The organism is Tumebacillus sp. BK434 (assembly GCF_004340785.1).
GTDB lineage: Bacteria > Bacillota > Bacilli > Tumebacillales > Tumebacillaceae > Tumebacillus_A.
On sequence record NZ_SLXS01000002.1, the window covers coordinates 660499 to 683862 of the forward strand.

General features: G+C 51.3%; 23 protein-coding genes and 1 riboswitch. Of the genes, 18 read left to right on the forward strand and 5 right to left on the reverse strand.

Features of this window, described 5'->3' with window-relative positions; all coding sequences use genetic code 11:
- Window positions 1-77 precede the first annotated feature (77 nt).
- The 5 genes from EV586_RS07225 (at window position 78) to EV586_RS07245 (ending at window position 6196) form a co-directional block, all read left to right on the forward strand.
- Entirely contained in the window at window positions 78-1001 is a 924-nt protein-coding gene (locus tag EV586_RS07225) for a diacylglycerol kinase (RefSeq protein WP_132944395.1), read from the forward strand.
- On the forward strand, window positions 998-1585 hold the full coding sequence (locus EV586_RS07230; protein ID WP_132944396.1) for a cyclodeaminase/cyclohydrolase family protein: 588 nt from the start codon (window positions 998-1000) through the stop codon (window positions 1583-1585). The genes EV586_RS07225 and EV586_RS07230 overlap by 4 nt, the downstream gene beginning before the upstream one ends.
- Window positions 1586-1599: 14 nt before the next feature.
- Window positions 1600-2979, forward strand: a complete 1380-nt coding sequence (rlmD, locus tag EV586_RS07235) for a 23S rRNA (uracil(1939)-C(5))-methyltransferase RlmD (protein ID WP_132944397.1) — start codon at window positions 1600-1602, stop codon at window positions 2977-2979.
- Between the two features lie 458 nt (window positions 2980-3437).
- A complete protein-coding gene (locus EV586_RS07240) occupies window positions 3438-4922 on the forward strand; it encodes an Lsa family ABC-F type ribosomal protection protein (protein WP_132944398.1) in 1485 nt (494 codons plus the stop codon).
- A gap of 242 nt (window positions 4923-5164) precedes the next feature.
- The gene (locus tag EV586_RS07245; protein WP_132944399.1) at window positions 5165-6196 is read left to right on the forward strand and encodes a Cfr family 23S rRNA (adenine(2503)-C(8))-methyltransferase; all 1032 of its coding nucleotides are present in this window, start codon (window positions 5165-5167) and stop codon (window positions 6194-6196) included.
- Window positions 6197-6467: 271 nt separating this feature from the next.
- On the opposite strand, the gene EV586_RS07250 is transcribed toward EV586_RS07245, so the two are convergent.
- The gene (locus EV586_RS07250) at window positions 6468-7589 is read right to left on the reverse strand and encodes a sensor histidine kinase (RefSeq protein ID WP_132944400.1); all 1122 of its coding nucleotides are present in this window, start codon (window positions 7587-7589) and stop codon (window positions 6468-6470) included.
- The gene (locus tag EV586_RS07255; RefSeq protein WP_132944401.1) at window positions 7586-8269 is read right to left on the reverse strand and encodes a response regulator transcription factor; all 684 of its coding nucleotides are present in this window, start codon (window positions 8267-8269) and stop codon (window positions 7586-7588) included. The genes EV586_RS07250 and EV586_RS07255 overlap by 4 nt, the downstream gene beginning before the upstream one ends.
- Before the next feature lie 293 nt (window positions 8270-8562).
- Here EV586_RS07255 and EV586_RS07260 point away from each other — a divergent pair, with 293 nt between their 5' ends.
- The 6 genes from EV586_RS07260 (at window position 8563) to arsC (ending at window position 16484) form a co-directional block, all read left to right on the forward strand.
- Window positions 8563-9027: a DUF6220 domain-containing protein gene (locus EV586_RS07260; protein ID WP_132944402.1), complete on the forward strand. Its 465-nt coding sequence runs from the start codon at window positions 8563-8565 to the stop codon at window positions 9025-9027.
- Between the two features lie 23 nt (window positions 9028-9050).
- A complete protein-coding gene (locus EV586_RS07265) occupies window positions 9051-10574 on the forward strand; it encodes a serine hydrolase domain-containing protein (protein ID WP_165898381.1) in 1524 nt (507 codons plus the stop codon).
- 83 nt (window positions 10575-10657) lie between these two features.
- A complete protein-coding gene (locus EV586_RS07270) occupies window positions 10658-11278 on the forward strand; it encodes a GyrI-like domain-containing protein (protein ID WP_132944404.1) in 621 nt (206 codons plus the stop codon).
- 651 nt (window positions 11279-11929) lie between these two features.
- A complete protein-coding gene (locus tag EV586_RS07275; protein ID WP_165898384.1) occupies window positions 11930-14341 on the forward strand; it encodes a M4 family metallopeptidase in 2412 nt (803 codons plus the stop codon).
- Between the two features lie 410 nt (window positions 14342-14751).
- Window positions 14752-16044, forward strand: a complete 1293-nt coding sequence (locus tag EV586_RS07280; protein WP_132944405.1) for an arsenic transporter — start codon at window positions 14752-14754, stop codon at window positions 16042-16044.
- Window positions 16045-16058: 14 nt separating this feature from the next.
- Window positions 16059-16484 carry an arsenate reductase (thioredoxin) gene (gene arsC / locus EV586_RS07285; RefSeq protein WP_132944406.1) on the forward strand — a complete coding sequence of 142 codons (426 nt, stop codon included), beginning with the start codon at window positions 16059-16061 and terminating at the stop codon, window positions 16482-16484.
- A 40-nt stretch (window positions 16485-16524) separates the two neighbouring features.
- Here arsC and EV586_RS07290 read toward each other — a convergent pair whose 3' ends face one another.
- Window positions 16525-16851, reverse strand: coding sequence for an ArsR/SmtB family transcription factor (locus EV586_RS07290; protein ID WP_132944407.1), 327 nt, complete (start codon window positions 16849-16851; stop codon window positions 16525-16527).
- A 35-nt stretch (window positions 16852-16886) separates the two neighbouring features.
- Complete coding sequence (locus tag EV586_RS07295; RefSeq protein ID WP_132944408.1) at window positions 16887-17387, reverse strand: arsinothricin resistance N-acetyltransferase ArsN1 family A; 501 nt, start codon at window positions 17385-17387, stop codon at window positions 16887-16889.
- A 171-nt stretch (window positions 17388-17558) separates the two neighbouring features.
- Here EV586_RS07295 and EV586_RS07300 point away from each other — a divergent pair, with 171 nt between their 5' ends.
- Complete coding sequence (locus EV586_RS07300) at window positions 17559-17894, forward strand: ArsR/SmtB family transcription factor (protein WP_132944409.1); 336 nt, start codon at window positions 17559-17561, stop codon at window positions 17892-17894.
- Between the two features lie 59 nt (window positions 17895-17953).
- Window positions 17954-18475 (forward strand): ArsI/CadI family heavy metal resistance metalloenzyme, encoded by a 522-nt coding sequence (locus EV586_RS07305; RefSeq protein ID WP_243652958.1) that lies wholly within the window; start codon window positions 17954-17956, stop codon window positions 18473-18475.
- 67 nt (window positions 18476-18542) lie between these two features.
- Here the strand turns inward: EV586_RS07305 and EV586_RS07310 are convergent, their stop codons facing one another.
- A complete protein-coding gene (locus EV586_RS07310; protein WP_132944411.1) occupies window positions 18543-18914 on the reverse strand; it encodes an iron chaperone in 372 nt (123 codons plus the stop codon).
- 208 nt (window positions 18915-19122) lie between these two features.
- Between EV586_RS07310 and EV586_RS07315 the strand changes: the two genes are divergently transcribed.
- The 5 genes from EV586_RS07315 (at window position 19123) to EV586_RS07335 (ending at window position 23324) form a co-directional block, all read left to right on the forward strand.
- Complete coding sequence (locus tag EV586_RS07315) at window positions 19123-19587, forward strand: MerR family transcriptional regulator (protein WP_132944412.1); 465 nt, start codon at window positions 19123-19125, stop codon at window positions 19585-19587.
- 14 nt (window positions 19588-19601) lie between these two features.
- Window positions 19602-20561 carry a sporulation protein gene (locus tag EV586_RS07320; protein ID WP_165898386.1) on the forward strand — a complete coding sequence of 320 codons (960 nt, stop codon included), beginning with the start codon at window positions 19602-19604 and terminating at the stop codon, window positions 20559-20561.
- A gap of 21 nt (window positions 20562-20582) precedes the next feature.
- Complete coding sequence (locus EV586_RS07325) at window positions 20583-21548, forward strand: cation diffusion facilitator family transporter (protein WP_481937754.1); 966 nt, start codon at window positions 20583-20585, stop codon at window positions 21546-21548.
- A gap of 24 nt (window positions 21549-21572) precedes the next feature.
- The gene (locus tag EV586_RS07330; RefSeq protein WP_132944414.1) at window positions 21573-22364 is read left to right on the forward strand and encodes an EcsC family protein; all 792 of its coding nucleotides are present in this window, start codon (window positions 21573-21575) and stop codon (window positions 22362-22364) included.
- Between the two features lie 207 nt (window positions 22365-22571).
- Window positions 22572-22721, forward strand: a riboswitch (cyclic di-AMP (ydaO/yuaA leader).
- Window positions 22722-22943: 222 nt separating this feature from the next.
- Window positions 22944-23324 carry a Na-translocating system protein MpsC family protein gene (locus EV586_RS07335; RefSeq protein WP_132944415.1) on the forward strand — a complete coding sequence of 127 codons (381 nt, stop codon included), beginning with the start codon at window positions 22944-22946 and terminating at the stop codon, window positions 23322-23324.
- Window positions 23325-23364 lie beyond the last annotated feature (40 nt).

The window sequence follows — 23364 nt, forward strand, 5'->3', positions numbered from 1 at the left end:
CTTTACTAGAGGAGAACCCCAAGCGGTGAACGGCTTGGGGTTTTTCACAGCATGTCTTTATCAGGAGGTGTCGCGCGATGCGGCGACCGCGTGCAAGGCTGATCTATAACCCCAGCGCCGGCAAGGAAGCGCTGCGCAACCACTTGCCGGATGTGTTAGATATTTTAGAACAAGGCGGCTTAGAAGTTTCCTGCGCGATGACGCACGGCGCGAACGACGCGATCCTCGCGGCGCGCCAGGCTTCGGCCGAGCATTTCGATTATGTGATCGCAGCGGGCGGGGACGGCACGATCAACGAAGTCGTCAACGGCCTGTCGACGCTCGACTACCGCCCGACGCTCGGCATCTTGCCGGCGGGCACGACCAACGATTTGGGACGGGCGCTCGGCATTCCCCGCGATCTGAAAAAAGCCTGCGAGATCATCGTCCATCGCCACGCGATGGAGATGGACGTCGGCCAGATCGGCGACGACGGCTATTTTATCAACATCGCCGGCTGCGGGCGGCTGACCGAGCTGACCTATGAAGTGCCGAGCAAGCTGAAAACGCACCTCGGGCAGCTGGCCTACTACGTCAAAGGGCTGGAAAAACTGCCGGGGCTGAAAACGATCCATCTGGAGATCGACTCGCCCGATTTTGCGTACGAAGGCAAAGCGATGCTCTGTCTGATCGCCAACTCCAACTCGGTCGGCGGGTTTGAAAAACTCGCCCCGAACGCCAAACTGAACGACGGACTGTTCGATGTGATCCTGATCAAGCAGGTCTCCCTGCCCGAGCTGATCACCTTGGCGCGGATGGCGATGAAAGGCGATCATACGAACAGCGACCGCGTGATATACTTCCAGACCGACTCGCTGACCATCTCCTCGCCGGAGCTGGTCGAACTGAACCTCGACGGCGAATTCGGCGGCCATCTGCCGCAGACATTCCGCTGCTTGAAGCACCATTTAAAAGTGCTGGTCGCGCCGCCGGCAGACAACGGGAGGCTGTTGCTGCCATGACGAGGACGCGAACCGGGCGTTTTGTCGATGAGCCGTTCCCCAACCTCTGCGACTGGGTCGCGCACCCCGACGTGCCAAGTCCCGCGGGCGGCACGGTCGTGGCGGCTTGCAGCGCGCTTGCGGCATCGTTGGCCGAGCTGATCTTGCGCGTGACGAAAAACCGCTTGGATAAAAAGGGCGAGAGAACGGAGCGCGTGGACGAGCTGCTGACAGAAGCGGCAGCGCTGCGCGTCCGCCTGCTCGACTACGGCGAAGGTGACGTGTATGAAGCGCAGAAGATCATCCAAGGCGAGCGCAACGCCTGCGTGCGCAAAGACGTGGGCAGCCCGGCGAAGATCGCGGGTACGATCGTCAAAGTGCTGCGGCTCGGCAACGAGCTGGCCCCGATGGTAGGGATTGCGCTGCACAGCGATGTGCGCGTGATCGCGTATCTCGCCCACGCCGGGGTGATGGGCATCACCGAGATCTGCTACGCCAACATCCGCCTCGCAGGCGGCGCGGATGACGAACTGATGGCCCGCATCGAGCGCTGGCGCACCGAAGCGGCCGAACTCCGCGACAGCATCTTGTCGCGCACCACGTAAGGAGACTTGTCCCAATGGCGAAACCGAAACTGCAGGTACCTGTAGAGAAAAACCAATACATCGAGCTCGACATCACCGGCCTCGGCCACGAAGGCGAAGGCGTCGGAAAGTACGAAGGCTTTACCGTTTTCGTGCCGCGCGCCTTGCCGGGCGAACGCGTAAAGGCGAAAGTGATCCGCGTGCAGAAGACCTACGCCAACGGGCGGCTGATCGACGTACTCCAAGGCACCGACAGCCGCACCGAGCCGCCCTGCCCGATCTTCCACCGCTGCGGCGGCTGCCATCTGCAGCACATGACCTACGAGGCGCAGTTGAAGCACAAGCGCCAGACGGTCGTCGACGCCTTGACCCGCATCGGCAAGCTGGAAGGCGTGACCGTGCACGAGACCCTGGGCATGGACAAACCTTGGCAGTATCGGAACAAGGCGCAAGTGCCGCTCGGGGAGATCGACGGTCGTCTGGCTGTAGGCTTTTACGCGCCGCGGACGCACGACATCATCGAGATGCAGAGCTGCGATATTCAGCATGCCTATAATGATGAGATTGTACATACGACAAAAGAAATTCTGCAGGAGCTGGCGATCCCGCACTACGAAGAAGAAACGGGTCGCGGCTTGGTGCGCCATATCATTGGACGGGCAGGCTTCCATACCGGGGAGACCATGCTCGTGCTGGTGACGAACGGCCGGAAGATCCCCAATCGGGACGTGCTGATCGACCGCCTGCGCGCCCGGATTCCGCATCTGGTGAGCATCGTGCAGAATATCAACATGGAGAAGACCAACGTCATCTTCGGCAAAGAGACGCTGACACTGTGGGGGAAAGACACGATTACCGATACGATCGGGGACATCAAGTTCGACATTTCCGCGCGATCTTTCTTCCAAGTCAACCCGGTGCAGACCGAAGTGCTGTACGGAAAAGCGCTGGAGTACGCCAACCTGACCGGCACCGAGACCGTGATCGACGCCTATTGTGGCATTGGAACTATTTCTCTGTTCCTGGCGAAGAAGGCGAAGCAAGTCTACGGCGTGGAGATCGTGCCGGAAGCGATTGAGGATGCGAAGAAAAACGCTGCGCTGAATGACATTTCGAATGCCCACTTCGCTGTGGGCGAGGCAGAGACGGTGATTCCGAAGTGGTACCGCGACGGTGTACGGGCCGACGTGCTGGTCGTCGACCCGCCGCGCAAAGGCTGCGACGAGCAATTGCTGGCAACCATCGCGGACATGAAGCCGGAGCGTGTGGTGTATGTGAGCTGCAACCCCGGTACGCTGGCACGTGACCTGCGCTATCTGGAGGACAACGGGTATAAGACAGTGGAAGTGACGCCGGTGGATATGTTCCCGCATACGTTCCATGTGGAGGCGGTCGTATGGATGGCTCGAAAATGAGATGTGGCAGGTTCGCTAAATATAGATGGCTTGTGTACAAGGCATGGGCAGGAAGTAGCAGAACTAAAAGCTAAGCGTGACAAGCTGGAACGGGAGCTTGGGGCGACGATGGTTGAACTTGCTGAAATGGAGACGTTTCAGCATGGAATAGCGTCAGTGCTCGATCGAGAAGGTAACCCATCGTCATGTTGCAATCCAGAAGCGGGTATGCTAAGATCGTTCTAACCCTAAAACGATTGGAGTGAAGAGGATTATGTAATTTTTCTTGCCATTTTTTTGAAGAATATAGCAGAATTTGTTCTATTCTTCATAGGCAAGAAAGTTACCTGATTCTTTTCACTCAAAAAATATACCCTTTTCCTACCCTGTACTGGGTGGGATGTGCTGTATTTTTTGAGCTACAAGAAAGGTAACTTTCTTGTAGCTCTTTTTATTTTGCCAAAGGAGGTTGAAGACACATGTCATTGATCAAGGTAACAAACCTGACGTTTGCTCATGACGGCAGTTACGACAACATCTTTGAGAATGTTAGCTTTCAAATTGATACCGACTGGAAGTTGGGCTTTACGGGGAGAAACGGCCGGGGCAAGACCACGTTTCTCAATCTGCTGCTGGGGAAGTACGAATACAGCGGAACGATTTCGGCCACCGTCAGCTTCGAGTACTTCCCTTTCCACGTTGAACACAAAGAGAACCATACGATCGACGTCGTTGCCGACATCGATCCGGACTTTGAGCATTGGCAGCTTCTACGCGAGCTTTCGCTGCTGCATGTGTCGGAGGACGTGTTATACCGACCGTTCGAATCGTTGTCCAACGGAGAACAAACGAAGGTGATGCTGGCCGCCCTGTTTTTGAAGGAAAACCGTTTTTTGCTCATTGACGAGCCGACCAACCATCTGGATCTGCACGCTCGGAAGCTGGTCAGCGATTATTTGAACCAAAAGAGCGGGTTTATTTTGGTGTCGCACGACCGGGCGTTTCTCGACAACTGTGTGGATCACGTTCTTTCGATCAACAAGACGAATATCGAAATCCAGAAGGGGAATTTTTCCGACTGGTGGGAGAACAAAGAACGACAGGACAACTTTGAGATGGCCGAGAACGACAAGCTGAGGAAGGACATCAAGCGGCTGTCCGAAGCGTCCAAGCGGACGAGCGGTTGGTCGCACGAAGTGGAAAAAACGAAAAACGGCACCCGCAACTCCGGCTCCAAGGTCGATAAAGGGTACATCGGTCACAAGGCTGCCAAAATGATGAAGAGGTCCAAATCGATCGAGAAAAGACAACAATCGGCGATTGAGGAAAGATCCCAATTGCTTAAAAACGTTGAAAGCTCGGAAAGCCTGAAAATCTCTCAAATCTCGTATCACAAACAGCAATTGGTCGAGTTTGACCGCGTTTCGATTCAGTACGGTGAGAGGGAGGTTTGCCGCGACGTCAGCTTTTCGGTGGAGCAAGGAGATCGCATTGTGCTGTCTGGTTCGAACGGTTCAGGTAAATCCAGCTTGCTCAAACTGATTTGCGGCGAGGAAATTCCTTATTCCGGCACGTTGCGCATAGGGAGCCAGTTGAAAATATCATACGTTTCGCAGGACACCTCACACTTGCGGGGCAATTTGTCGGACTTCGCCAGAAACTGCGGGATTGACGAAAGCCTGTTCAAAGCGAATTTGAGTAAACTCGATTTTTCGCGCGTGCAATTCGAAAAGGACATCGCTTCTTTTAGCGGCGGTCAGAAGAAAAAGGTGCTGATCGCGAAAAGCCTCTCCGAGCGGGTACATTTGCATGTTTGGGACGAACCGCTCAATTTTGTCGACGTTATTTCCCGGATGCAAATCGAAGAGCTGCTGCTGGAGCATTCTCCGACCATCCTTTTTGTGGAGCATGACAGCGAGTTTTGCAAGCAGATCGCGACCAAGATTGTGGAACTGAAAGACTAATCGATTTTAGGAGATGAAAACGGTGATGGTTGAGGTTGTAGATGATTGGGTGAACCGTTTCCTGTTCGCTGAAGCGGTTCACGAAAAAACATTTTGGTTGCCGGAGATTTACCAATCTATCGACAGGTGCACGTAGCGGTCTGTCTGCAAACGTTTGCCTTTTTCTGTATAGTTGGTTTGACGTGTCAAAGCGCCAACTGACGGTTGCTTTTTTACGTGTTCTCCGGCGGTAAGGAGAAGACATGAGACCAACCTCGAAATATGAAATGATTCGGCGCATGTTGTCCGATTTCAAGCAGCCCGCGTATCGGTATGCTCAGATGATGAACGCGATATTCAAACAAAACGTCGGCGAATACGAACGGATGACCTTACTGCCCAAATTTTTGCGCGACGAGTTGACCCGGATGCTTGGTCCGAACGTCTGCAGCATCGTTCCGGTAAAAGAACTCACGTCGCAACAGGTCAGCAAGGTGCTGTTTGCCATTGCGGGCGACGAACGCGTGGAGGCTGTACGTCTTACGTATGAGCGGGGGTGGAAATCGTATTGTATTTCCACGCAGTGCGGCTGCGGATTCGGGTGCAGGTTTTGCGCCACCGGTACTATCGGCCTGAAACGAAATCTGACCGCGGACGAAATTACCGATCAATTGCTGCACTTTCGCTTGAACGGCCACGCCTTGGACAGCGTCTCCTTCATGGGCATGGGGGAAGCGCTCGCCAACCCGAATATTTTTGAGGCGATGACGATTTTGACCGACCCGCAGCTCTTTGGTTTAGGACATCGGCGAATTACGATTTCCACCATTGGCCTGCTGCCGGGGATCGACAAGCTGACACGGGAGTTTCCCCAGGTCAATCTCACCTACTCGCTGCATTCGCCGTTCGACGATCAGCGAAGCGAGCTGATGCCGATTAACGACCGATTCCCAGTCCGCGACGTGTTGGAGGCATTGGATCGGCACATTCGGCATACAGGGAGAAAGGTGTATATTGCGTATACTCTGCTTCAAGGAGTCAACGACTCAACGGAGCATGCGGAAGCGGTTGCCGAGCTATTAAGGGGAAGGGGACCTGGGGAACATCTCTACCACGTGAACCTGATTCCCTTCAATTCGACCGAAGTGATGCCAGACAGCTATCGTCAATCTGATACGAATCGGCTGAAAGCGTTTGTTCGGATCTTGAAGTCAAAGGGGATCAGCATCACGGTCCGAACTCAATTCGGATCGGACATTAACGCGGCATGTGGGCAGCTATACCGCTCCGAATAAACAATGTTGGAAATTAAATTTATTACGTCGGACCAGCGGGTCTGACATTGGAAATCAAAGCGGTTGCCGTGAAAGGGCAGCCGTTTTGATTTGCGGCGCAGGCTTGGGGCTAAGAAACCGACCACAACGGGAGCACGGCATGGTCGGTTGCACTGCTCCATAATGGTATAAGGATTGAATGCCAGCACTATGGAAAAGGCTCCTTTCATACGAAAGGAGCCTTTTTTACGTTGATCGCTGCGCTCCTGCTATTCGCGCAGCGATCAGTTTATCAGTTTCCCGACGGCAAATACACAGCAAATATAGTACCTTGATCAGGCTCACTCACGACGCGGATGAATCCGCCGTGGGCTTTGACAAGATGATGGGCGATCGATAATCCGAGCCCCGTTCCGCCTGTATGCCGCGAACGGGCCTTTTCCACGCGATAAAAACGATCGAACAGGTGGGCCAGCTCTTCAGCTGGAATCCCGATGCCGGTGTCGATCACGGAGACACGCGTATAGACAGCATTCCGATCCAGGACCTTGTCTTCCATGACAACTGATATCTGTCCGCCTTCCGGTGTGTAGCGGATTGCATTCGTCAACAAATTGATGAACACCTGCGTGATCCGTCTCGTGTCGGCCATCACCGTGATCGGCTTCGTGTTCGAATGGAAGTGCATGTCCAGTCCGTTCTCTTCAGCCTCCATGTTCACATCGTCAACGATTTGTTCAAGTCTGGCCGACAGATCGAGCGGTTTGCAATCTAAGGACAATCGACCCGCCTCAGCCAGCGACAGGACATGAAGATCTTCCACAAGCAGACCCAGGCGGATCACTTCGTCATGGAGTCTGAGCAGCATTTCCGGAGGGACGTCTTGACCGGTCTGTTGCGCATTTTCTAATTTTAGCTGCATGATCGACAGCGGAGTTCGAAGCTCATGAGCGACATCCGCTACCAACCGCCTGCGGGCGTCCTCCGCTTCCCGGAGGCGAAGCGTCATCTCGTTGAATGTCTGTATGACTTTCCCGTATTCGTCTTTTGATTGTACAGGAACGATCACGTCAAAATCCCCCTGCGCAACGCGTTCGATAGCAGCAACGAGCTTTCGCAGCGGGAGCGTCAGCACCCCCGATAACAAGAAACTGACAAAGAGGCCGATGCCGATGAAAAATACCCAATTTCCAAGCAAAAATGTCTGCATCTTACCTGAAACGTAAATCTTCAAGATCTCGATCTGCTCCTCAGACGATGCGTGCAAATAAGTTGCGCTGATCTCTTCCTTCTGAAATTGATCAAACAAAGACTCCATGTATACCTGCTTGGTTACGGCATGAGCGCCGCCGACAATCAGTATGATCAATCCCATGTAGACAAATATTTTTTGGCGTACGGTCAGCTTCGTCATTGTTCACCGAATCGGTAACCGAACCCGTAGACCGTTTGAATATAACGAGGATTGGCCGGATCATCTCCCAACTTGCGGCGAAGATTCCGGATATGGGAATCCATCGTTCTTTCGTACCCCATATATTCGTCCGCGAGTGCGGCTTTTAATAATTGCAGGCGGCTGAACACCATGCCGGGACGCGCAGCCAACGTGTGCAAAATTTTGAATTCTGTCGGTGTCAATTGAATCTCCTGGCCGTCTTTGAATACCTGACATTTGGCCTCGGAAATGATCAGGTTGTCTCTTTCCAACAACATCAACTTGTCTTCAGGGCCGCGTATGCGGCGAAGTAAAGCCCGGATGCGCGAAGAGAGTTCGCGCAAGCTGAACGGCTTTGTCAAATAGTCGTCAGCACCGATCTCCAGACCGACGATTTTATCCGATTCATCCGAGCGGGCCGTGACCATAATAATGCCGCAATGTGAGGTTTGCCTGATTTCGCGGCATACGTCGATGCCGCTCTTCCCGGGGAGCATCCAATCAAGCACGACGAGATCAGGCCGTTCAGACCGGGCAAGCGTGAGCGCTTCCGTACCGGTAGAGGCGGTCAATACCCGAAACCCTTCACGTTGCAGATAGGTGTGCATCTCCTCAAGCATGCCCGGTTCGTCGTCCACAAGCAACAATTTCGGTTCCATTCCCATCTCACCTTTCCCGTTTCGTTTGCTTCCAGTGCGAGAACACACCACTTACCGGAAATTATACCGTCATCTTACATGTTCTTGAAGGAAATCCACACAAAAAGAGGCAGATCTGCATAAGTTCTCGACATTTATTTCATAAACTGACGGTGACACGAGAGCAATCGCCGCGAAGAACAAGAAAGGAGCAGGGAGGCGTGTTTTCATGAAAACGTACGATGAATCGTGGAAGAAATGAGCTGAATTGTGTGCCATGTCGATCTTATTTTAACGAAAGCGAGGATTCTAAGATGAGCAACCTATCTGTAAACCGCAGTGAAAATGAAGTCGGGGATCACGCGGTGGAAACCACCCAACTTTCACCTTTCGTGGTTCGCACGCGTTTGGTGTTCCAGGCAATGGTGATGATCTTTGCGATTTGCATTATGGTTCAAGTGTTTTTTGCCGGTCTTGCACTGTTTTGGAACCCGGCCCAATGGGCCACCCATAAAGGCTTTGCCAGTATGCTGTTCATAGTTTCAATCCTGATACTCGTGCTTTCTTTTATCGCTCGGCTGCCGCTTGCTCTTCGTATGCGGAGTGCGGCTTTGTGCGGCATCCTCATTTTGATCGTGGTCAGCGCCAAATTACCGTCTGGAATTGGATATGTATCTGCTCTTCATCCAGTACTGGCTCTGATGCTGTTTTTTGGATCTGTTTCCCTCATGCGGAAGACCAATGCTCTCCAAAAGAATAACGAAAGTCAGCGAAGATGAACCATGACGAGGGGGAAATGAAAATGAGAATGCGAATTGTGGCAATCATCTTGTGTGGACTGTTCATCTTCCCCCTCCTCATTTCAGCGCAAAGTGACGGGAGCAGGCAAGCAGAGCGAACTGGAAGTACAGTCTTCTCCGAAGTGGATGCGTATATCGAACGTGAAATGAAACGACAACGTCTTCCGGGACTGGCCCTCGGGATTGTGCAGGGGGATCGCATTCTTTACCTGAAGGGGTATGGGCGAGCCGATTCATCAGGTCGTCCGGTAACACCTGAAACACCATTCGGATTAGGTTCGATCGGCAAGTCGATGACTGCGATGGCCGTTCTGCAGCTTGCCGAAAGGGGGGAAATTGACTTGGATGCGCCGATACAGCGCTATCTCCCCGCCAAGTATAACGGTGCAGAGTTCATCACTGTACGTCAGTTGCTCAACCAAACGAGCGGATTCACCCAAATCTCAACCTTTAGCAACACGCTGTCAAGCATCAACGAACAAGATCAAGATGCTCTGGAGAAAAACGCCATGGCGTATGCGGAAAAGTTTTTAAAGCAAGCCAATAATACCGAACATCCCTACAGGTATTCGAACGCAAATTATGTACTGCTCGGCTATCTTGTGCAACAGGTGTCCGGCCAGTCCTATGGCGACTATGTGAAGGCACATATTTTCAGCCCGCTGTCTATGCATGACAGCTTCATGACGCTAGATGAAGCAGCTGCACACGGGCTCGCGACGCCCTACCGTCGGATATTTGGATACAACGTTGCCTACGATGGCCCCTACATTTATATTCCAGGGGATGCACCTGCGGGCTATCTCTATACCAGTGCGAAGGACATGAGCCATTACTTGATTGCCCAAATGAACGGCGGACAATTTGAAGATGCTTCCGTGCTCTCTGCGGAAGGCATTCAACTTATGCAGACCGAACCTGTTCCGGGAACGTACGCCATGGGTTGGATGACAGGTCACATTGACGGGTTAACGGTTCTTGGTCAGCCGGGTGGCTCGATCGGCTTCCAAGCCCAAACGTATCTGATTCCGGATCAACAACTGGGAGTTATCGTATTCGCTAACGTACTTGACGCGATCGATGCCGCTTTTCCAAACACACACATCATTACTACGACCCACATCGCCTCCGGGGTCATCAACATACTGAACGAACAACCGATTGGAGAATCTGGTCTCAGCATTTCGCAGAAATACTTACTTGTAAATGGATTCATTATCATGCTCAGCGCATGGTTACTATACACGACCGCTCGAACTGTGAAGCGCTGCTTTGAGCCGAGGGGTTCTTACAATTCCCTCCATTCTAAAATATCGATCAAGGTTATCTCAAAAATTGTTCTGCACTTTGCAGGTCTGTTGCTTGTCCTGACGTTAAGTATGACTCAAATTGTGCCGGTATGGCAGATTGCAACCATCTATCAACCGGACGTAATCGTTTGGCTGAAGATGATGACTGTACTTTTGGCATTGAAAGGTAGCATGGAAACGATTCGGCTGGTTCATGGTTGGAGGTCCAGATCATAGACCAGTATATTGATCACAACGTCACGTTGAAATATAAAAGTGTTATACTGTTTTAAATGGTGCATAAGGAGAGAGAACCTTTGTTGAATAAGATCGATTACAAGAAAGATTTTAAACAACTCTATCTGCCAAAAACGGTACCAGAAATTGTGGAAGTCCCGAACATGCAGTTTTTGATGGTCAGTGGTGCTGGAGACCCTAACGGCGCGGTATTTGCCGAGGCAGTAGAAGCTTTGTACAGTTTGAGTTATGCCGTGAGGATGTCTTACAAAAGTGATGATGTGCCGGCTGGTTACTACGAATATACGGTTTTTCCGCTTGAGGGTGTGTGGGACTTGATTGATCGGACGAAGCCTGTGACAGACAAAAGCAATTTGAAGTACACGATGATGATACGCCAACCTGATTTTTTGACTGAGGCGTTGTTCCAACGGTTTCTGGAACAGACGAAAAGGAAAAAGTCGAACTCGTTCCTTGAGGAAGTCCGGTTTGAGCACGCGGAAGAAGGACTGTGCTGTCAAATGATGCATCTTGGAAGTTTTGACGAAGAGCCGAAAAGCTTTGCTCGAATGGAAGCGTTTTGCGCAGAGAATGGTTTTCTCCGTAACAGCAAAATTCATCGGGAGATCTATCTGTCGGACCCTCGAAAGACGAAACCGGAGAAGATGAAAACGGTGTTGCGATTTCTAGTGGAAAAACGCTGATACAACTTCAGTGGGAGCATGTTTCGCCAGCAGCGAAAAGGGTAGGTCAATCCTCTACGCTGAGGGGATGGTACAAGCAAACGATGGCTTTAGCTTAGCCGCTCGTCAGTGAGCAAATGTTATGCCTGATCTTTGTTCTCACTGTATATTCAGCACATGTGGAGTGCGATTCACTACTCGTGAGGAAGGAAAAATCGGAGATGTAGCGCGAGTTCGAAAGTTGGGAATGAAAAGATAGGTTTAATCTTTGATGTAAACCCCCTCGGAAAGGGGGGGCAGATTGCAGACAGACGCCCTTTTTGTCTTTCGACAAGAAGGGCGTTTGCGGTTTTCTGTAGCAAATTGAAGAGAAAACGGAGACCTCTTCGCCGCTTTCTCCCGGATTTCCATAGCCAGTTTGCGAGCTTTTTCTAGTCCATACAAACTCTATCCTAGCGACAGCAAGTCATCTCAATCTTCATAAAATAGATAAACTCTATTTTAATAAGCAAATATTTTATAGCCTTTCGATTTCCGTGGTTATAAGTATAGGTATATCAAATGGATGAGAAAAAATTCACCATTTTGCATATTTACACATTCTTAATCTTCCTGTAATATATCGCTAGAGAGAAAATTCTCTCAAACAAAAAAAAGTGGGGGGTCATTAAAATGTCCCGAATGAACAAGGTGACAGCATTCGCTGTCCTGTCCAGCATGGTGCTGGCACTGTCGGTTGGCAATGCTTCGGCAGCTCCGGTCGGCAAAGACAAAGGTATCGACAAGAAAGTAAAGCAAGTTGCAGTGATGTCAAAAATTTCAAAAGATTCCAAAGGCACTGAGAAAATTACCTGGAATGAGAAAAAAGGTGTTCCGAACTTTGTACAGGGCAAAATGTCTGACAAAAAGCTTCGGAACACGAACGACGCTGTAGCGATTCTGGAAGAGAACAAAGCGCTGTTCGACATGGAATCTGCTAGTAACGAAGTGAACCTGATGGATGAGTCTGTCGATGAGCTCGGAATGAAGATGTTCAAGTTCCAACAAACCTATCAAGGCATTCCGGTCTTCGGCAATGAAGTGATCGTGCACGCTGACAAGAACGGTGTTGCTTCCTCGATCAACGGTTACTATGATCCGGAAGTGAAACGCTCGGGTCTGAAAACGAAAGTAAAGTTGACCGCCGATGAAGCAATCGCAGCTGCGAAAGCGGACACGGGCCTCGCCAACATCGAACACTTCGACATCGCGAAAAGCGACAAGTACTTCTACCAATCGAAAAACGGCGCCTACCATCTCGTGTACCTTGTCACACTGTCCACGCTTGAAGGTGCAGAACCGGCATACTGGGATGTATTTGTAGACGCTCAAAACGGCAAAATCGTCGACAAGCTCAACAAAGTCTACGATGCACATGCGGTTGGATCCGGCAAGGGCGTTCTCGGCGCTACGCGCTCTTTGAACACCGACTCCTACACCGGCGGCTACTACCTGAGAGATATCACCAAGCCGATGTACTCGACCGGCGGCAAGATCGAAACCTACTCCGCCAATTACACCCAAACTTTGCCGGGCACGCTGATGACCGATTCGGATAACAACTGGAACGATCCAGCTGCAGTCGATGCGCACTACCACAGCGGAATCGTGTACGACTACTACAAAAACAAGCACAACCGCAACTCGTTTGATGGTAATGGCGCAACGTTGAAATCGACCGTTCACTACGATCGAAACTATGCCAACGCGTTCTGGAATGGCACGCAGATGGTATACGGGGATGGCGATGGCAGTACCTTCACCGCTTTATCCGCAGGTCTCGACGTCGTCGGACATGAGATCACTCACGCCGTGACGGAGCGCACAGCGAACCTCACGTACTCTTATCAGTCTGGCGCACTGAATGAATCCTGGTCCGACGCGCTCGGCAACCTGATCGAAAACAAAGCTGACGATCTCTGGCAGGTCGGCGAAGACATCTACACGCCGAACACTCCAAACGACGCGATGCGCTCGATGTCCAACCCGGGGCTGAACGGCAATCCGGCACATATGAATGACTACGTGAACACATCTTCCGACAACGGCGGCGTTCACACCAACTCCGGGATTCCGAACAAAGCGTTCTACAACTTTGTTACCACGAGCGGCATCACCCGTGATAACGCAGGGAAAGTCTGGTACCGTGCATTGACGCAGTACATGACCTCCAATTCGCAGTTCATGGATGCGAGAAACGCGACCATCCAAGCTGCAACTGATCTGTTCGGCGCAAGCTCGGCAGAGGTGACTGCGGTTACGAACGCATGGAGCAACGTTGGCGTAGGATCATCTGCTGGCAACACCAACGACTCGTATGAGCCGAATGAATCGATGAGTGCCGCGTACGGTCCGATCACTTCTGGAACGGTCTACAACGGCAAAATTTCCACTGCGACCGACCAAGACTGGTTCAAGTTCAATATCAACACGACCGGAACGATCTCTGTGACCTTGAACAACTTGCCGAACGACTATGACCTGTACCTTTACAACTCCGCTGGCACCGAAGTGGCGAAATCTGAGAACACCAACACTACTTCTGAATCGATTTCCTACTCTGCGACTGCAACCGGTACCTACTACGTTAAAGTTAACGGCCACAACGGCGCTATGAACACATCGACCGCGTATGCGCTGAAAGCAACCTACCCGACTTCCTCCTCATCTGTCGGCCAATGGTACTATGAATCGATGATGTCCAGCACCCCGCATCCGTATGCGAACTACGCGACCTACGCTCCGTCCACTTACACCAAGATCGGCGCTACCCAAGTCGCTCTGCATTTCTCCTACTTTGACACGGAGCAAGGCTACGACTTCGTGACGATCAAAGACAAAAACGGTAGTGTGATCCACAACTTATCCGGCACGTTAGGTTCGTTCTGGGTGATTGTAGACGGCGACAAGATCTCCGCGCAACTGATCAGTGACCTGTACGTCAATGCATGGGGTTATTCGATCGACCAAGTTGCCTACTTTAGTTCCAACCCGCTGTTCAGCGGTAGCACTATCACCACCGTTGACCCGATCATTGGAAACTAAAAGGGGAAGCTACTCCCTCTGTTTCTAACGGTCAAGCAATAGGCCGGCATGCGAACCAGCATGTCGGTTTTTTAAAGAAGAACAGAAGGAAGTCCAGTCTTGAAATCAGAAGTCGCTGCGCTACAGGTTCATCGCGTAAAAAAGATGGGATTTGTACGACTTTTAGATGGATGTGGAGACGGGGACTACCGAACGTAAGGAAGGATATGTAAGTATTGTTACTCAGAAGTTTGAATGGAAAGTCCTCCTGTGAAGGGGGACTTTTTGCTGTTCGAAGCATGAAAAATGGCACAAGGTAAAACTTATGTAAAATCGGATGACCTCGTTTGACAATCCATATAACCACATGGTTATATGGTGTTGTGCATCATGCAGTTTCGAAACATTTAGAGAGAGTAGGGGCGAAGGCGATGGTTTGGTTAGCCTTACTTATTTTTGTTTTGACCTTGGCGTTTGTAATCTGGCAGCCGAGAGGTCTTTCCATCGGTTGGTCTGCATCGGCGGGTGCCTTACTTGCACTCGTTTGTGGAGTCGTTAGTTTGGGCGATGTTTGGACGGTTACGGGCATTGTTTGGAATGCGACGTTGGCTTTTGTGGCAATCATCCTGATCTCTTTGCTTTTAGATGAAATTGGTTTCTTTGAGTGGTCAGCACTGCACATGGCGCGTCTGGCCCGAGGGAATGGACGCTTGATGTTTGTGTACGTGATTTTGTTAGGGGCGGCAGTGGCAGCTCTTTTCGCAAATGACGGTGCTGCTCTGATCCTTACACCGATCGTACTGGCTCAAGTAAGGGCGTTAAAATTCCCGGATACCATGATCCTGCCCTTTGTGATCGCCAGCGGATTCATTGCAGATACAGCCTCCCTCCCGTTGGTGGTGAGCAACCTCGTCAACATCGTATCGGCCGATTACTTCGACATCGGTTTTCTTGAATACGCGAGTCGTATGATGGTGCCGAACTTGTTCTCGGTGGCGGCAAGTCTGGGCGTTCTTTATTTCTACTTTCACAAGAAGATACCGAAAACGTACGATCTCGGTCAACTGAAGCAACCTCGGGAAGCAATCAAGGATGCGGGACTGTTTCGTCTGTCATGGGTGATCTTAGCGGTGTTGCTGGCAGGGTACCTGTTCAGTGAGATGGTCGGCATACGGGTATCCCTAGTAGCGGGTCTGGCTGCAATCGTGTTTCTGTTTGCTGCACGCAAGAGTCATGGCGTTGATACGAAGAAAATCATCAAGGAAGCGCCTTGGACAGTTGTTGTGTTTTCGATTGGCATGTATGTCGTTGTATATGGACTGCGAAATGTTGGGCTGACCGATTTGCTCGGTCAATTCATTCAAAGAGCTGCAGACCAGGGACTCTTGAGCGCAGTCATGGGAATGGGCTTCCTCTCCGCCATTCTTTCCTCCATCATGAATAACATGCCCACCGTTATGATTGATGCCTTGGCGATTCAAGCAACCACGGGGACAGAGATTGTCCGCGAAGGATTGGTGTATGCCAACGTCATCGGTTCCGACCTCGGGCCCAAAATCACGCCGATTGGATCGCTTGCCACCTTGCTTTGGCTTCACGTGTTGTCAAAGAAGGGAGTCACGATCACATGGGGACAATATTTTCGCACGGGAATCGTATTGACCATTCCCACTCTGTTGATTACCCTCTTGGGTCTGTATCTATGGCTGACGTTGATTCATTAAAAGGAGGCACTCTCATGTCTGAAAACAAAAAGTTGATCTATTTCCTCTGTACGGGGAACTCCTGTCGCAGTCAGATGGCAGAGGGGTTTGCCAAGAAACATCTGGGAGATCGTTTCGACGTATACAGCGCCGGGATCGAAGCACATGGCCTCAATCCAAACGCTGTCAAAGCGATGGCGGAGATAGGGGTCGATATCTCCAGCCAGAAGTCTGAAATCATCAATCAGGAGATCCTGACCAAAGCCGACTTGGTAGTCACGCTTTGTGGAGATGCGAACGATCGCTGCCCGATCACACCACCGCATGTGGAGCGATTCCACTGGGGATTCGATGACCCGGCGAAGGCAACCGGCACGGAAGAAGAGAAGTGGACAGTCTTTCAGCGAGTTCGTGACGACATCGAGGCGCGCATCCAGCGTTTTGCAACGGAAGGGAACTAGAAGCGGCAAAAAGCCCTCCAGACTTGACTGGAGGGCTTTCTTATTCGCAACAGGTTACCAGCAGTCCTCGTTCTTCAAGCTCTTGAATCGAAGCGGTCTGATCTGGCAGATGTGTTACTGCAAATCCGACAGCTTCCAAGTTCTCGCGGTTGAGGGAATAAAAGACCCATTGGCCGCGGCGTTTTTCGGTGACGAGACCTGCCGTTTTCAAGCGGGACATATGTTTTGAAATCGCAGGTTGTGAGATCCCGAACAGCGGAACCAATTCACAGACACAGCAATCCCGAACGTTAAGAAGGGCAAGCACTTTCAGCCGGGTGGGGTCGCCAAGTGCTTTCATCATCTCTGCAAGTTTTTGAAAGTCCATGTAGCGATCTCCTTCAAGATTCTCTACTTATCATATCACACCTGATCGCTCAGAATTTTCTCCATCGCCATCACATCGACAAATTTGCCATCGAGCTTACCTTGATTATGAAATATCCCTACTTCACGAAATCCTGCTTTGCGGTACAAGCCTTGTCCTAGCGCGTTGAACGGGAAGGTGAAGAGGACGAGCTTGTGGAACTGGGCTTTTGCCGCACGAGCTTCTAGTTCGGCCAGAAGCTGTTGTCCGATCCCGCGACCTCTATACGCACGGTCAATATAGATGGAGAGATCTCCAACTCCGCGGTACGCATTACGCCCATTGTAAGGATTAACGGAAGCCCAGCCAGCGACTCCTTCATCGACAACAGCTACCAGGACAAAATAACGTTCTGTTCGGTTCTCCAACCACCTCCGCATCTCGTCAAGTGATTTTGTCTCAGTCTCAAGAGTTGCGATACGATCTTCAATACCTTGGTTATAGATCAGCAATATGTTTTCAAGATCTGATGGCGTTGCATGACGAATCAGGGTCATCAAGATCACTCCTTACTCATCACGATACAGGATGATTGCTAGAAATGCGACATTTTTACCATGTATAATTCATCAAAATTTTTTGATGTGAAGTGTTGCATTTTGGAACCAAATGCCATATGATGGTGTCAGAGAGATGAATCAAGAAAATTTGATGTGAAGGTGAGAACGATGCAGCACGAGCTACCGATGATCGACAACACACCGGATGCAGAGTTTGAAAAGTACGAAGCCAAGTTCAAAGCGCTTGCAGATGCGAAGCGATTGCGGATTATGAACCTGCTTGTTCGACATGGCAAGGTCTGTGTGTGCGACCTGGCTGAAATGGTAAACATGCCGCAGTCCAAACTCTCGTACCACCTCAAAATCCTGCTGGAGCAACAATTGATACTGGTGGAGACGCACGGCAAGTGGAACTATTATCAGCTCAATCAAAAAGAAGTAAACCACGTGCTTTCTGAAGAACTCTGCTGTTTGTTCCGACTGAACACACCAGGTTGTTGCTAATTTTTTTGATCCTCACATCAAAAAAATTTGATTTAATCAGAAACAACGGAAGGAAGTTGATGACAATGCGTATGCACGTCGCGATCAATGTAACTGAGCTGGAATCAAGCCTCGCGTTTTACAAGGCCTTCTTCGGGGCAGAGCCGACTAAGGTGAGAGAGAACTACGCGAAGTTCGAACTGGAAGATCCTCAGCTTCACTTTTCGCTCAATGTGCGGCCCTATGAGACGCGCGGTGTGTTGAATCACATGGGCTTCCAAGTGGAAAACACCGAGGCGGTACTTCAAATGAAATCCCGTCTTCAAGCAACTGGTCTTGTGGCACTTGACGAAATGAACACCACTTGTTGCTATGCTGTGCAAGATAAGATCTGGGTGCATGATCCGGAAGGAAACGCTTGGGAGGTCTTCTATACGAAAGAAGATTCGGAGTTTGAGTCCGCACGAGTTTCAGGTGATGAATCGGTATGCTGTGTGACGCCAGCTGTTGAACAAAACGAGCAGTCAGAGTGCTGTTCCGTCACAGTGAGTGCAGCAGAAACGACCCAATCTACAGGTGGCTGTGGATGCAGTAGTAAGTAGCCAAACAAAAAAGACCTCCTTCCATAAAGGGGAGTCTTTTTTATTTGGTTCGTCAGCCCATGAATCGTTATTTCCGCCAAAAAGTTGAACAGTCTGCCTTGTCCAATCTATTAAACTCGATCATTTTCTCAAGTAAGGAGAAATCAACCGGACGATCCCACTTGATACGCATCAACTGCTGAGTGTGATCATAGCCAGCTTGCAAAATAGCTTCTGAAAAATGTGCAATCCCTGCCTTTTCGGGGGACACGGCCAAATGTTGTTTCGATACGCTAAAGCCAATAATAAAGGTGCCGTGGTCGGTAAACATCGGCTGATTCCACGCGATTTTAGGCAGTAGATTCGGAAATTTCTTAGTTACCCACGTCAAAACTTCTTCCGTTCCGGCCCGATGCTGCGGATTCTCAATCTGCGATAAAAATTCTGCAAAAACTTCCATATGGTTCCCTCCTGCTTCTCAATTCCATTCGTTTGTAACTTTTTCGTTTGTAACTTTTGAACTTTCTACAATCATACACATACTCCTGCCTCAATAAACTTCCGATCCATTCAACCAAAACGTACTCTCTCCACAAAATGTTCAAACTATCACGTGAAACTGTATGGTTTGTGACACGTATAGATAAGTATGATGGAAGCAAAGCCGGATGGAAGCACGACCAAAGGGAGGTTGTGAAAATGGGAAGTTACATAAAATAGGCGAACTTGCCAGGCTGGCCAACGTCTCGCGGCGTACGATCGATTATTACACGCAGTTGGGACTGTTGAACCCGCAACGATCGGCCAGCGGATATCGTTACTATACGGAAGAGGATACCGTTCGGTTGAAATTGGTGGAACTTTATAAACAGGAGCATCTGACTCTGGAAGAGATTCGAGAGCGGCTTCAGTTCGAAAGTCAAACGACGAACGATACGCAGCAAGCCACCGAAAAAGTTCAGGAGATCCAAGCGTTGATGTGCAAGCTGGAAGAACACCTTCTGGAGTTGAAGCCGTTTCTGGCAACGCTTGATGAAAAGCAATGGAAAGCGCTCACGCAAAGCGCGGCTCGAAAAGGCACCACCCTGTTCAATCTTCTCGCAATCTTATTCCAAGTCAATCCATTTGTGTAAAGGGAGAGTTACTCATGTTGAAAAAATTCATGGCCAAATTAGGCGTTGGCGCTTCAAAAGTGGACTTGGTGCTGAACAAGCAGCACTATGAACTGGGAGAGGAGATCGAGGGGGTGTTTCGGATTCAAGGCGGTTCTGTTGAACAGCAGATCAATCGGATCACGGCCGACTTGTTGGTAACGATCCGTGTTCGCGACCGCGTCATCTCGCATCCGGTGACTTCGATTCCGGTCAGTTCGTCCTTCGTCATTCGCCCTGAGGAGCAGAAGGAACTGCCGCTGCGCTTTACGCTTCCGCTCAACATGCCGATCTCGCGAACCGGGGTCACGTATCACTTCGCAACTCGTTTGGACATCGCCGGCGGCGTGGACGGCTCCGACCGCGATCCTGTGCAGATCTGCCCGCCGGAACGCTTCAACTCGATCATCCGCGCGCTGGATTTGCTGGGATTCCAGGAAAAGCATGATTCCGGCAAATTTAACGGCTATTCGCAAGAGTTTGAGTTTTACCCGACCGGTGCCTTCAAAGGACAGGTGCAAGAAGTGGAGTTTGAAGCGGCGATTGAAGCTGACGGAATCCGCTTGCTGCTCGAGGTCGATATGTACCAGTTCTTTGGCTTTGGCGAGAAGGAACTGCGCCAAGAGATTTTCCTGAGCAATGAGCAGTTGGCCGATGCCCGGGCGTTGAGCCATCATTTGGAAGCGGTGATTCAGGAGATGCTTCAAAACCCGCATGCGTACCCGGCGTCGCGTTACCGCACACATGGTCATGCTATGCCTGGCCGCGGGCATCGCGGCTCGGGACTTGGCGGGGCGATGGGCGGCTTCGTAGCCGGGATGGTCGGCGGCATGGTCATCGGTGCGCTGATGGAGGAAGGCATGGAGGCGCTGGCTGGCGGCGAGGAGTCTGCCGATGGCGGGCTGTTCGACGGATTTGATGATTTTGGCGGTTTTGACGGCGGAGACGATTTTTAAGAGAAACTTGGAGGGACAAGTTTGAGTTCTTTATGGGAGTTAGTGAAAAAAGGTAATATGTCGTCTGCGGCAGCTGCTGTCGGCAACACAGCACTGGCGATTTTGAAGGGGATTGCGGCGATGATCAGCGGCAGCGGGGCGATGTTTGCTTCGACGATGCACTCGGTGGCGGATGCGGTGAACCAAGGGTTTGTCTTTGTCGGCAGCGTGCTGGCGGAGCGCAAGCCGACCCGGCGCTTTCCGACCGGTTTTGGCCGGGTGATCAATCTGTTCTGTATGATTGCGGTCATCGTGGTCACCATGATGGCGTATGAGACGATCCGCGAAGGTATCCATCTCCTGCAACACCCGGCCAGCGTGACCACGATCACCTGGGATGTGATCGCGCTGAGTGCGGCCATTCTCGTGGACGGATTCGTACTGATTAAGGCGATGCAGGAGATTGTGCGCGAGGCGCGAGTGGAGGCAAAAGGATTTGGGATCATTTCCGCTTCGTTTCGCAATGCCAAGCATGCAGCTCCGCCGACCCGTCTTGTTTTCTACGAAGATCTTGTGGCCACGCTCGGGGCAGCGCTTGCGCTGACGGCAGTTCTCGTTACCCGCTTCACAGACAACAAGCTCTTTGACGGATCGGTGACGATCATGATCGGCGTGATGATGCTTTTCGTGGCGTTCAAGATCGGGTATGACAATATGGTGGGACTGATCGGGGTCGCAGCGCCTCGTGAGGTGGAAGAGCGCGTGGCTGCCATCATTTTCTCCGATCCCGACGTGACCGACATCAACAAGATGCGCATTGTGCAGGAAGGGCGCACCTACCACGTGGAAGCTTATATCGAGCTGCGGCCGGGCCTGACGCTCGCAGATGCTGACGACATCAAGTACCGCGTCCGCGATCTGATCTTGGCAGATCCGAACGTCTCCGATGTGACGATGGGCATCTTGGAGGACGATGGCGTGAAAAACTGGGTTCCTCAGGAAATGTAACCATCTAGAAATCGGGAGGTTCATATGGACAATCGCGAGACGTTGTTGCACGAACTGCAGCTGATCGAGGAGTGGGAACAGGACCAAAAAGACCTGTGGTTCTGGGAAAAGCTCGGCCGACTGCCCTTCATGCTGCTGGATAAAGTAACGCCGAAATTTTTGCAGGAGAAAGCAGGGCAAGCGGTCGACGAGCTGGTCTCGTATGTGGAGACGGGCGGCAAGTACATGGCCGATGAGCAAGCGGTCTTCAAACGGATCGCAGCGGTGACCCACCACCCGGTCGCTTCGTTGGACGAGGTGCGCGCCTTGCCGATCACGCTGATGAAGCAGAGTGCGCTCGACCTGCGCAAGTCTCGCCAGAACTTCGCGACCGCGCAGGGCGCAGTCGCCGGATTGGGCGGCGTGTTCACGCTGGCGATCGACATTCCTTTTTTGCTCGGGATGTCGCTGAAGACGATCCAGGATGTCGGCATGTGTTACGGCTACGACCCGCTGGAGAAGTCGGAGCGCGTGTTTATCATCAAATGCCTGCAATTCACCTCCTCGGATATCGTGGGGAAAAAGGCGATTCTGGAGGAGTTGTCCTCGATGCACCTCCCGGAGCGCAACCGCCAGATGTTCTCGCAGCTGCAAGGGTGGCGGGAAGTGCTGCTGATGCAGACGGAGAACTTTGGCTGGAAGAAACTGTTCCAGCTGGTCCCGGTGGCGGGCATTCTGTTCGGGGCCTACCTCAATCGAAAGACGATCGATGAGGTGGCGGAAACGGCGTTGATGCTGTATGGCAAACGCCGGATCATGGAACGCTTGGAGCGGTAATCGAGGATTCGCATTGTACAAGGGCTGCCTTTCCAAGCGGAAGGGCAGCCCTTTTTGTGATGGCACGAAATCATGAGTAAATATCCGATTGGCTGAGGGAGAGGGTGCTAACTTGCATTCTTGTGCATTTTTTATTCTTAGCAGTCCAAAACGTCGCCAAAAACGCTCGTGCATCTTCAAGCAAATGGGAGTAAGATGAATACAACAAATGAATCACTGCCTAATCTTGGGAATACCAAGAGCGGAGGAACCAATCTTTTGGGGTTAATCTCGCGAGTTTGCGAGAGGGATGAGGACATTTTTCTTCCTTGCCATCCTACCCGTCAGCTAACTTCGTCGGCTAAGCAGGGAAGGTCAGAGACCTTCTAGTTGGAATGGTCTTTTTGTTATGCAGAAAGGCTTTCGAACTAGCGGTTTCGTCCAGCAAGTCTCTTGGGTAGACAACATGCAGGCGCCGCCGCAACGGCTCCGGCATGACGTAGACCGATGTAGACTTTGACCTTCAATCATTTGATGAGGTTAAAGTTAGGGCATCGGTCTTTTTTGCGTGGACCGACCCGAGAAAGCGGGGATTGCAACATGGCGCAGAACGCCAAAAGCAAACAGGAGTCGGACATCAGCGAGGCCTATATCAAATTTCAGCGTGAGATCTTAGGCCGTGGCCCGCAGGAGACAAAAACGTACATTTTGAATGACATGGTGATCATCCGGCTCAAAGGTGTGCTCACCCACGAGGAGAAGCACCTGGCGAAAACGGACCGAGGGAGGCGTCTGGTCAAAGAGATGCGCCAGACCCTCCGCGAAAATTACAGCGCGGAGCTGGAGGAGATCATCTCCCGCATCACCGGCTGCACGGTGCTGGGCTCGCACAGCGACATCTCGACCAAGCTCGGCGAGCGGGTCGAAATCTTTATTCTGGACCGTGATCTTGAAAAGCAACTGCGCGAAAAACAAGACTAATGCCAACCGCACAGGTTGATGGAATACAAGGGGTCCTGTC

Bases quoted from the DNA above. Each gene is read 5' to 3' on its own strand.
- EV586_RS07230 (WP_132944396.1), top strand. From the start codon at position 998: ATGACGAGGACGCGAACCGGGCGTTTTGTCGATGAGCCGTTCCCCAAC.
- EV586_RS07305 (WP_243652958.1), top strand. From the start codon at position 17,954: ATGACAATGCGTATGCACGTCGCGATCAATGTAACTGAGCTGGAATCA.
- EV586_RS07290 (WP_132944407.1), bottom strand. From the start codon at position 16,851: ATGGACTTTCAAAAACTTGCAGAGATGATGAAAGCACTTGGCGACCCC.
- EV586_RS07315 (WP_132944412.1), top strand. From the start codon at position 19,123: ATGGAAGCACGACCAAAGGGAGGTTGTGAAAATGGGAAGTTACATAAA.
- EV586_RS07255 (WP_132944401.1), bottom strand. From the start codon at position 8,269: ATGGAACCGAAATTGTTGCTTGTGGACGACGAACCGGGCATGCTTGAG.
- EV586_RS07250 (WP_132944400.1), bottom strand. From the start codon at position 7,589: ATGACGAAGCTGACCGTACGCCAAAAAATATTTGTCTACATGGGATTG.
- EV586_RS07280 (WP_132944405.1), top strand. From the start codon at position 14,752: ATGGTTTGGTTAGCCTTACTTATTTTTGTTTTGACCTTGGCGTTTGTA.
- EV586_RS07335 (WP_132944415.1), top strand. From the start codon at position 22,944: ATGGCGCAGAACGCCAAAAGCAAACAGGAGTCGGACATCAGCGAGGCC.
- EV586_RS07260 (WP_132944402.1), top strand. From the start codon at position 8,563: ATGAGCAACCTATCTGTAAACCGCAGTGAAAATGAAGTCGGGGATCAC.
- EV586_RS07245 (WP_132944399.1), top strand. From the start codon at position 5,165: ATGAGACCAACCTCGAAATATGAAATGATTCGGCGCATGTTGTCCGAT.
- EV586_RS07225 (WP_132944395.1), top strand. From the start codon at position 78: ATGCGGCGACCGCGTGCAAGGCTGATCTATAACCCCAGCGCCGGCAAG.
- EV586_RS07330 (WP_132944414.1), top strand. From the start codon at position 21,573: ATGGACAATCGCGAGACGTTGTTGCACGAACTGCAGCTGATCGAGGAG.
- arsC (WP_132944406.1), top strand. From the start codon at position 16,059: ATGTCTGAAAACAAAAAGTTGATCTATTTCCTCTGTACGGGGAACTCC.
- EV586_RS07295 (WP_132944408.1), bottom strand. From the start codon at position 17,387: ATGACCCTGATTCGTCATGCAACGCCATCAGATCTTGAAAACATATTG.
- rlmD (WP_132944397.1), top strand. From the start codon at position 1,600: ATGGCGAAACCGAAACTGCAGGTACCTGTAGAGAAAAACCAATACATC.
- EV586_RS07310 (WP_132944411.1), bottom strand. From the start codon at position 18,914: ATGGAAGTTTTTGCAGAATTTTTATCGCAGATTGAGAATCCGCAGCAT.
- EV586_RS07240 (WP_132944398.1), top strand. From the start codon at position 3,438: ATGTCATTGATCAAGGTAACAAACCTGACGTTTGCTCATGACGGCAGT.
- EV586_RS07300 (WP_132944409.1), top strand. From the start codon at position 17,559: ATGCAGCACGAGCTACCGATGATCGACAACACACCGGATGCAGAGTTT.
- EV586_RS07320 (WP_165898386.1), top strand. From the start codon at position 19,602: ATGTTGAAAAAATTCATGGCCAAATTAGGCGTTGGCGCTTCAAAAGTG.
- EV586_RS07265 (WP_165898381.1), top strand. From the start codon at position 9,051: ATGAGAATGCGAATTGTGGCAATCATCTTGTGTGGACTGTTCATCTTC.
- EV586_RS07275 (WP_165898384.1), top strand. From the start codon at position 11,930: ATGTCCCGAATGAACAAGGTGACAGCATTCGCTGTCCTGTCCAGCATG.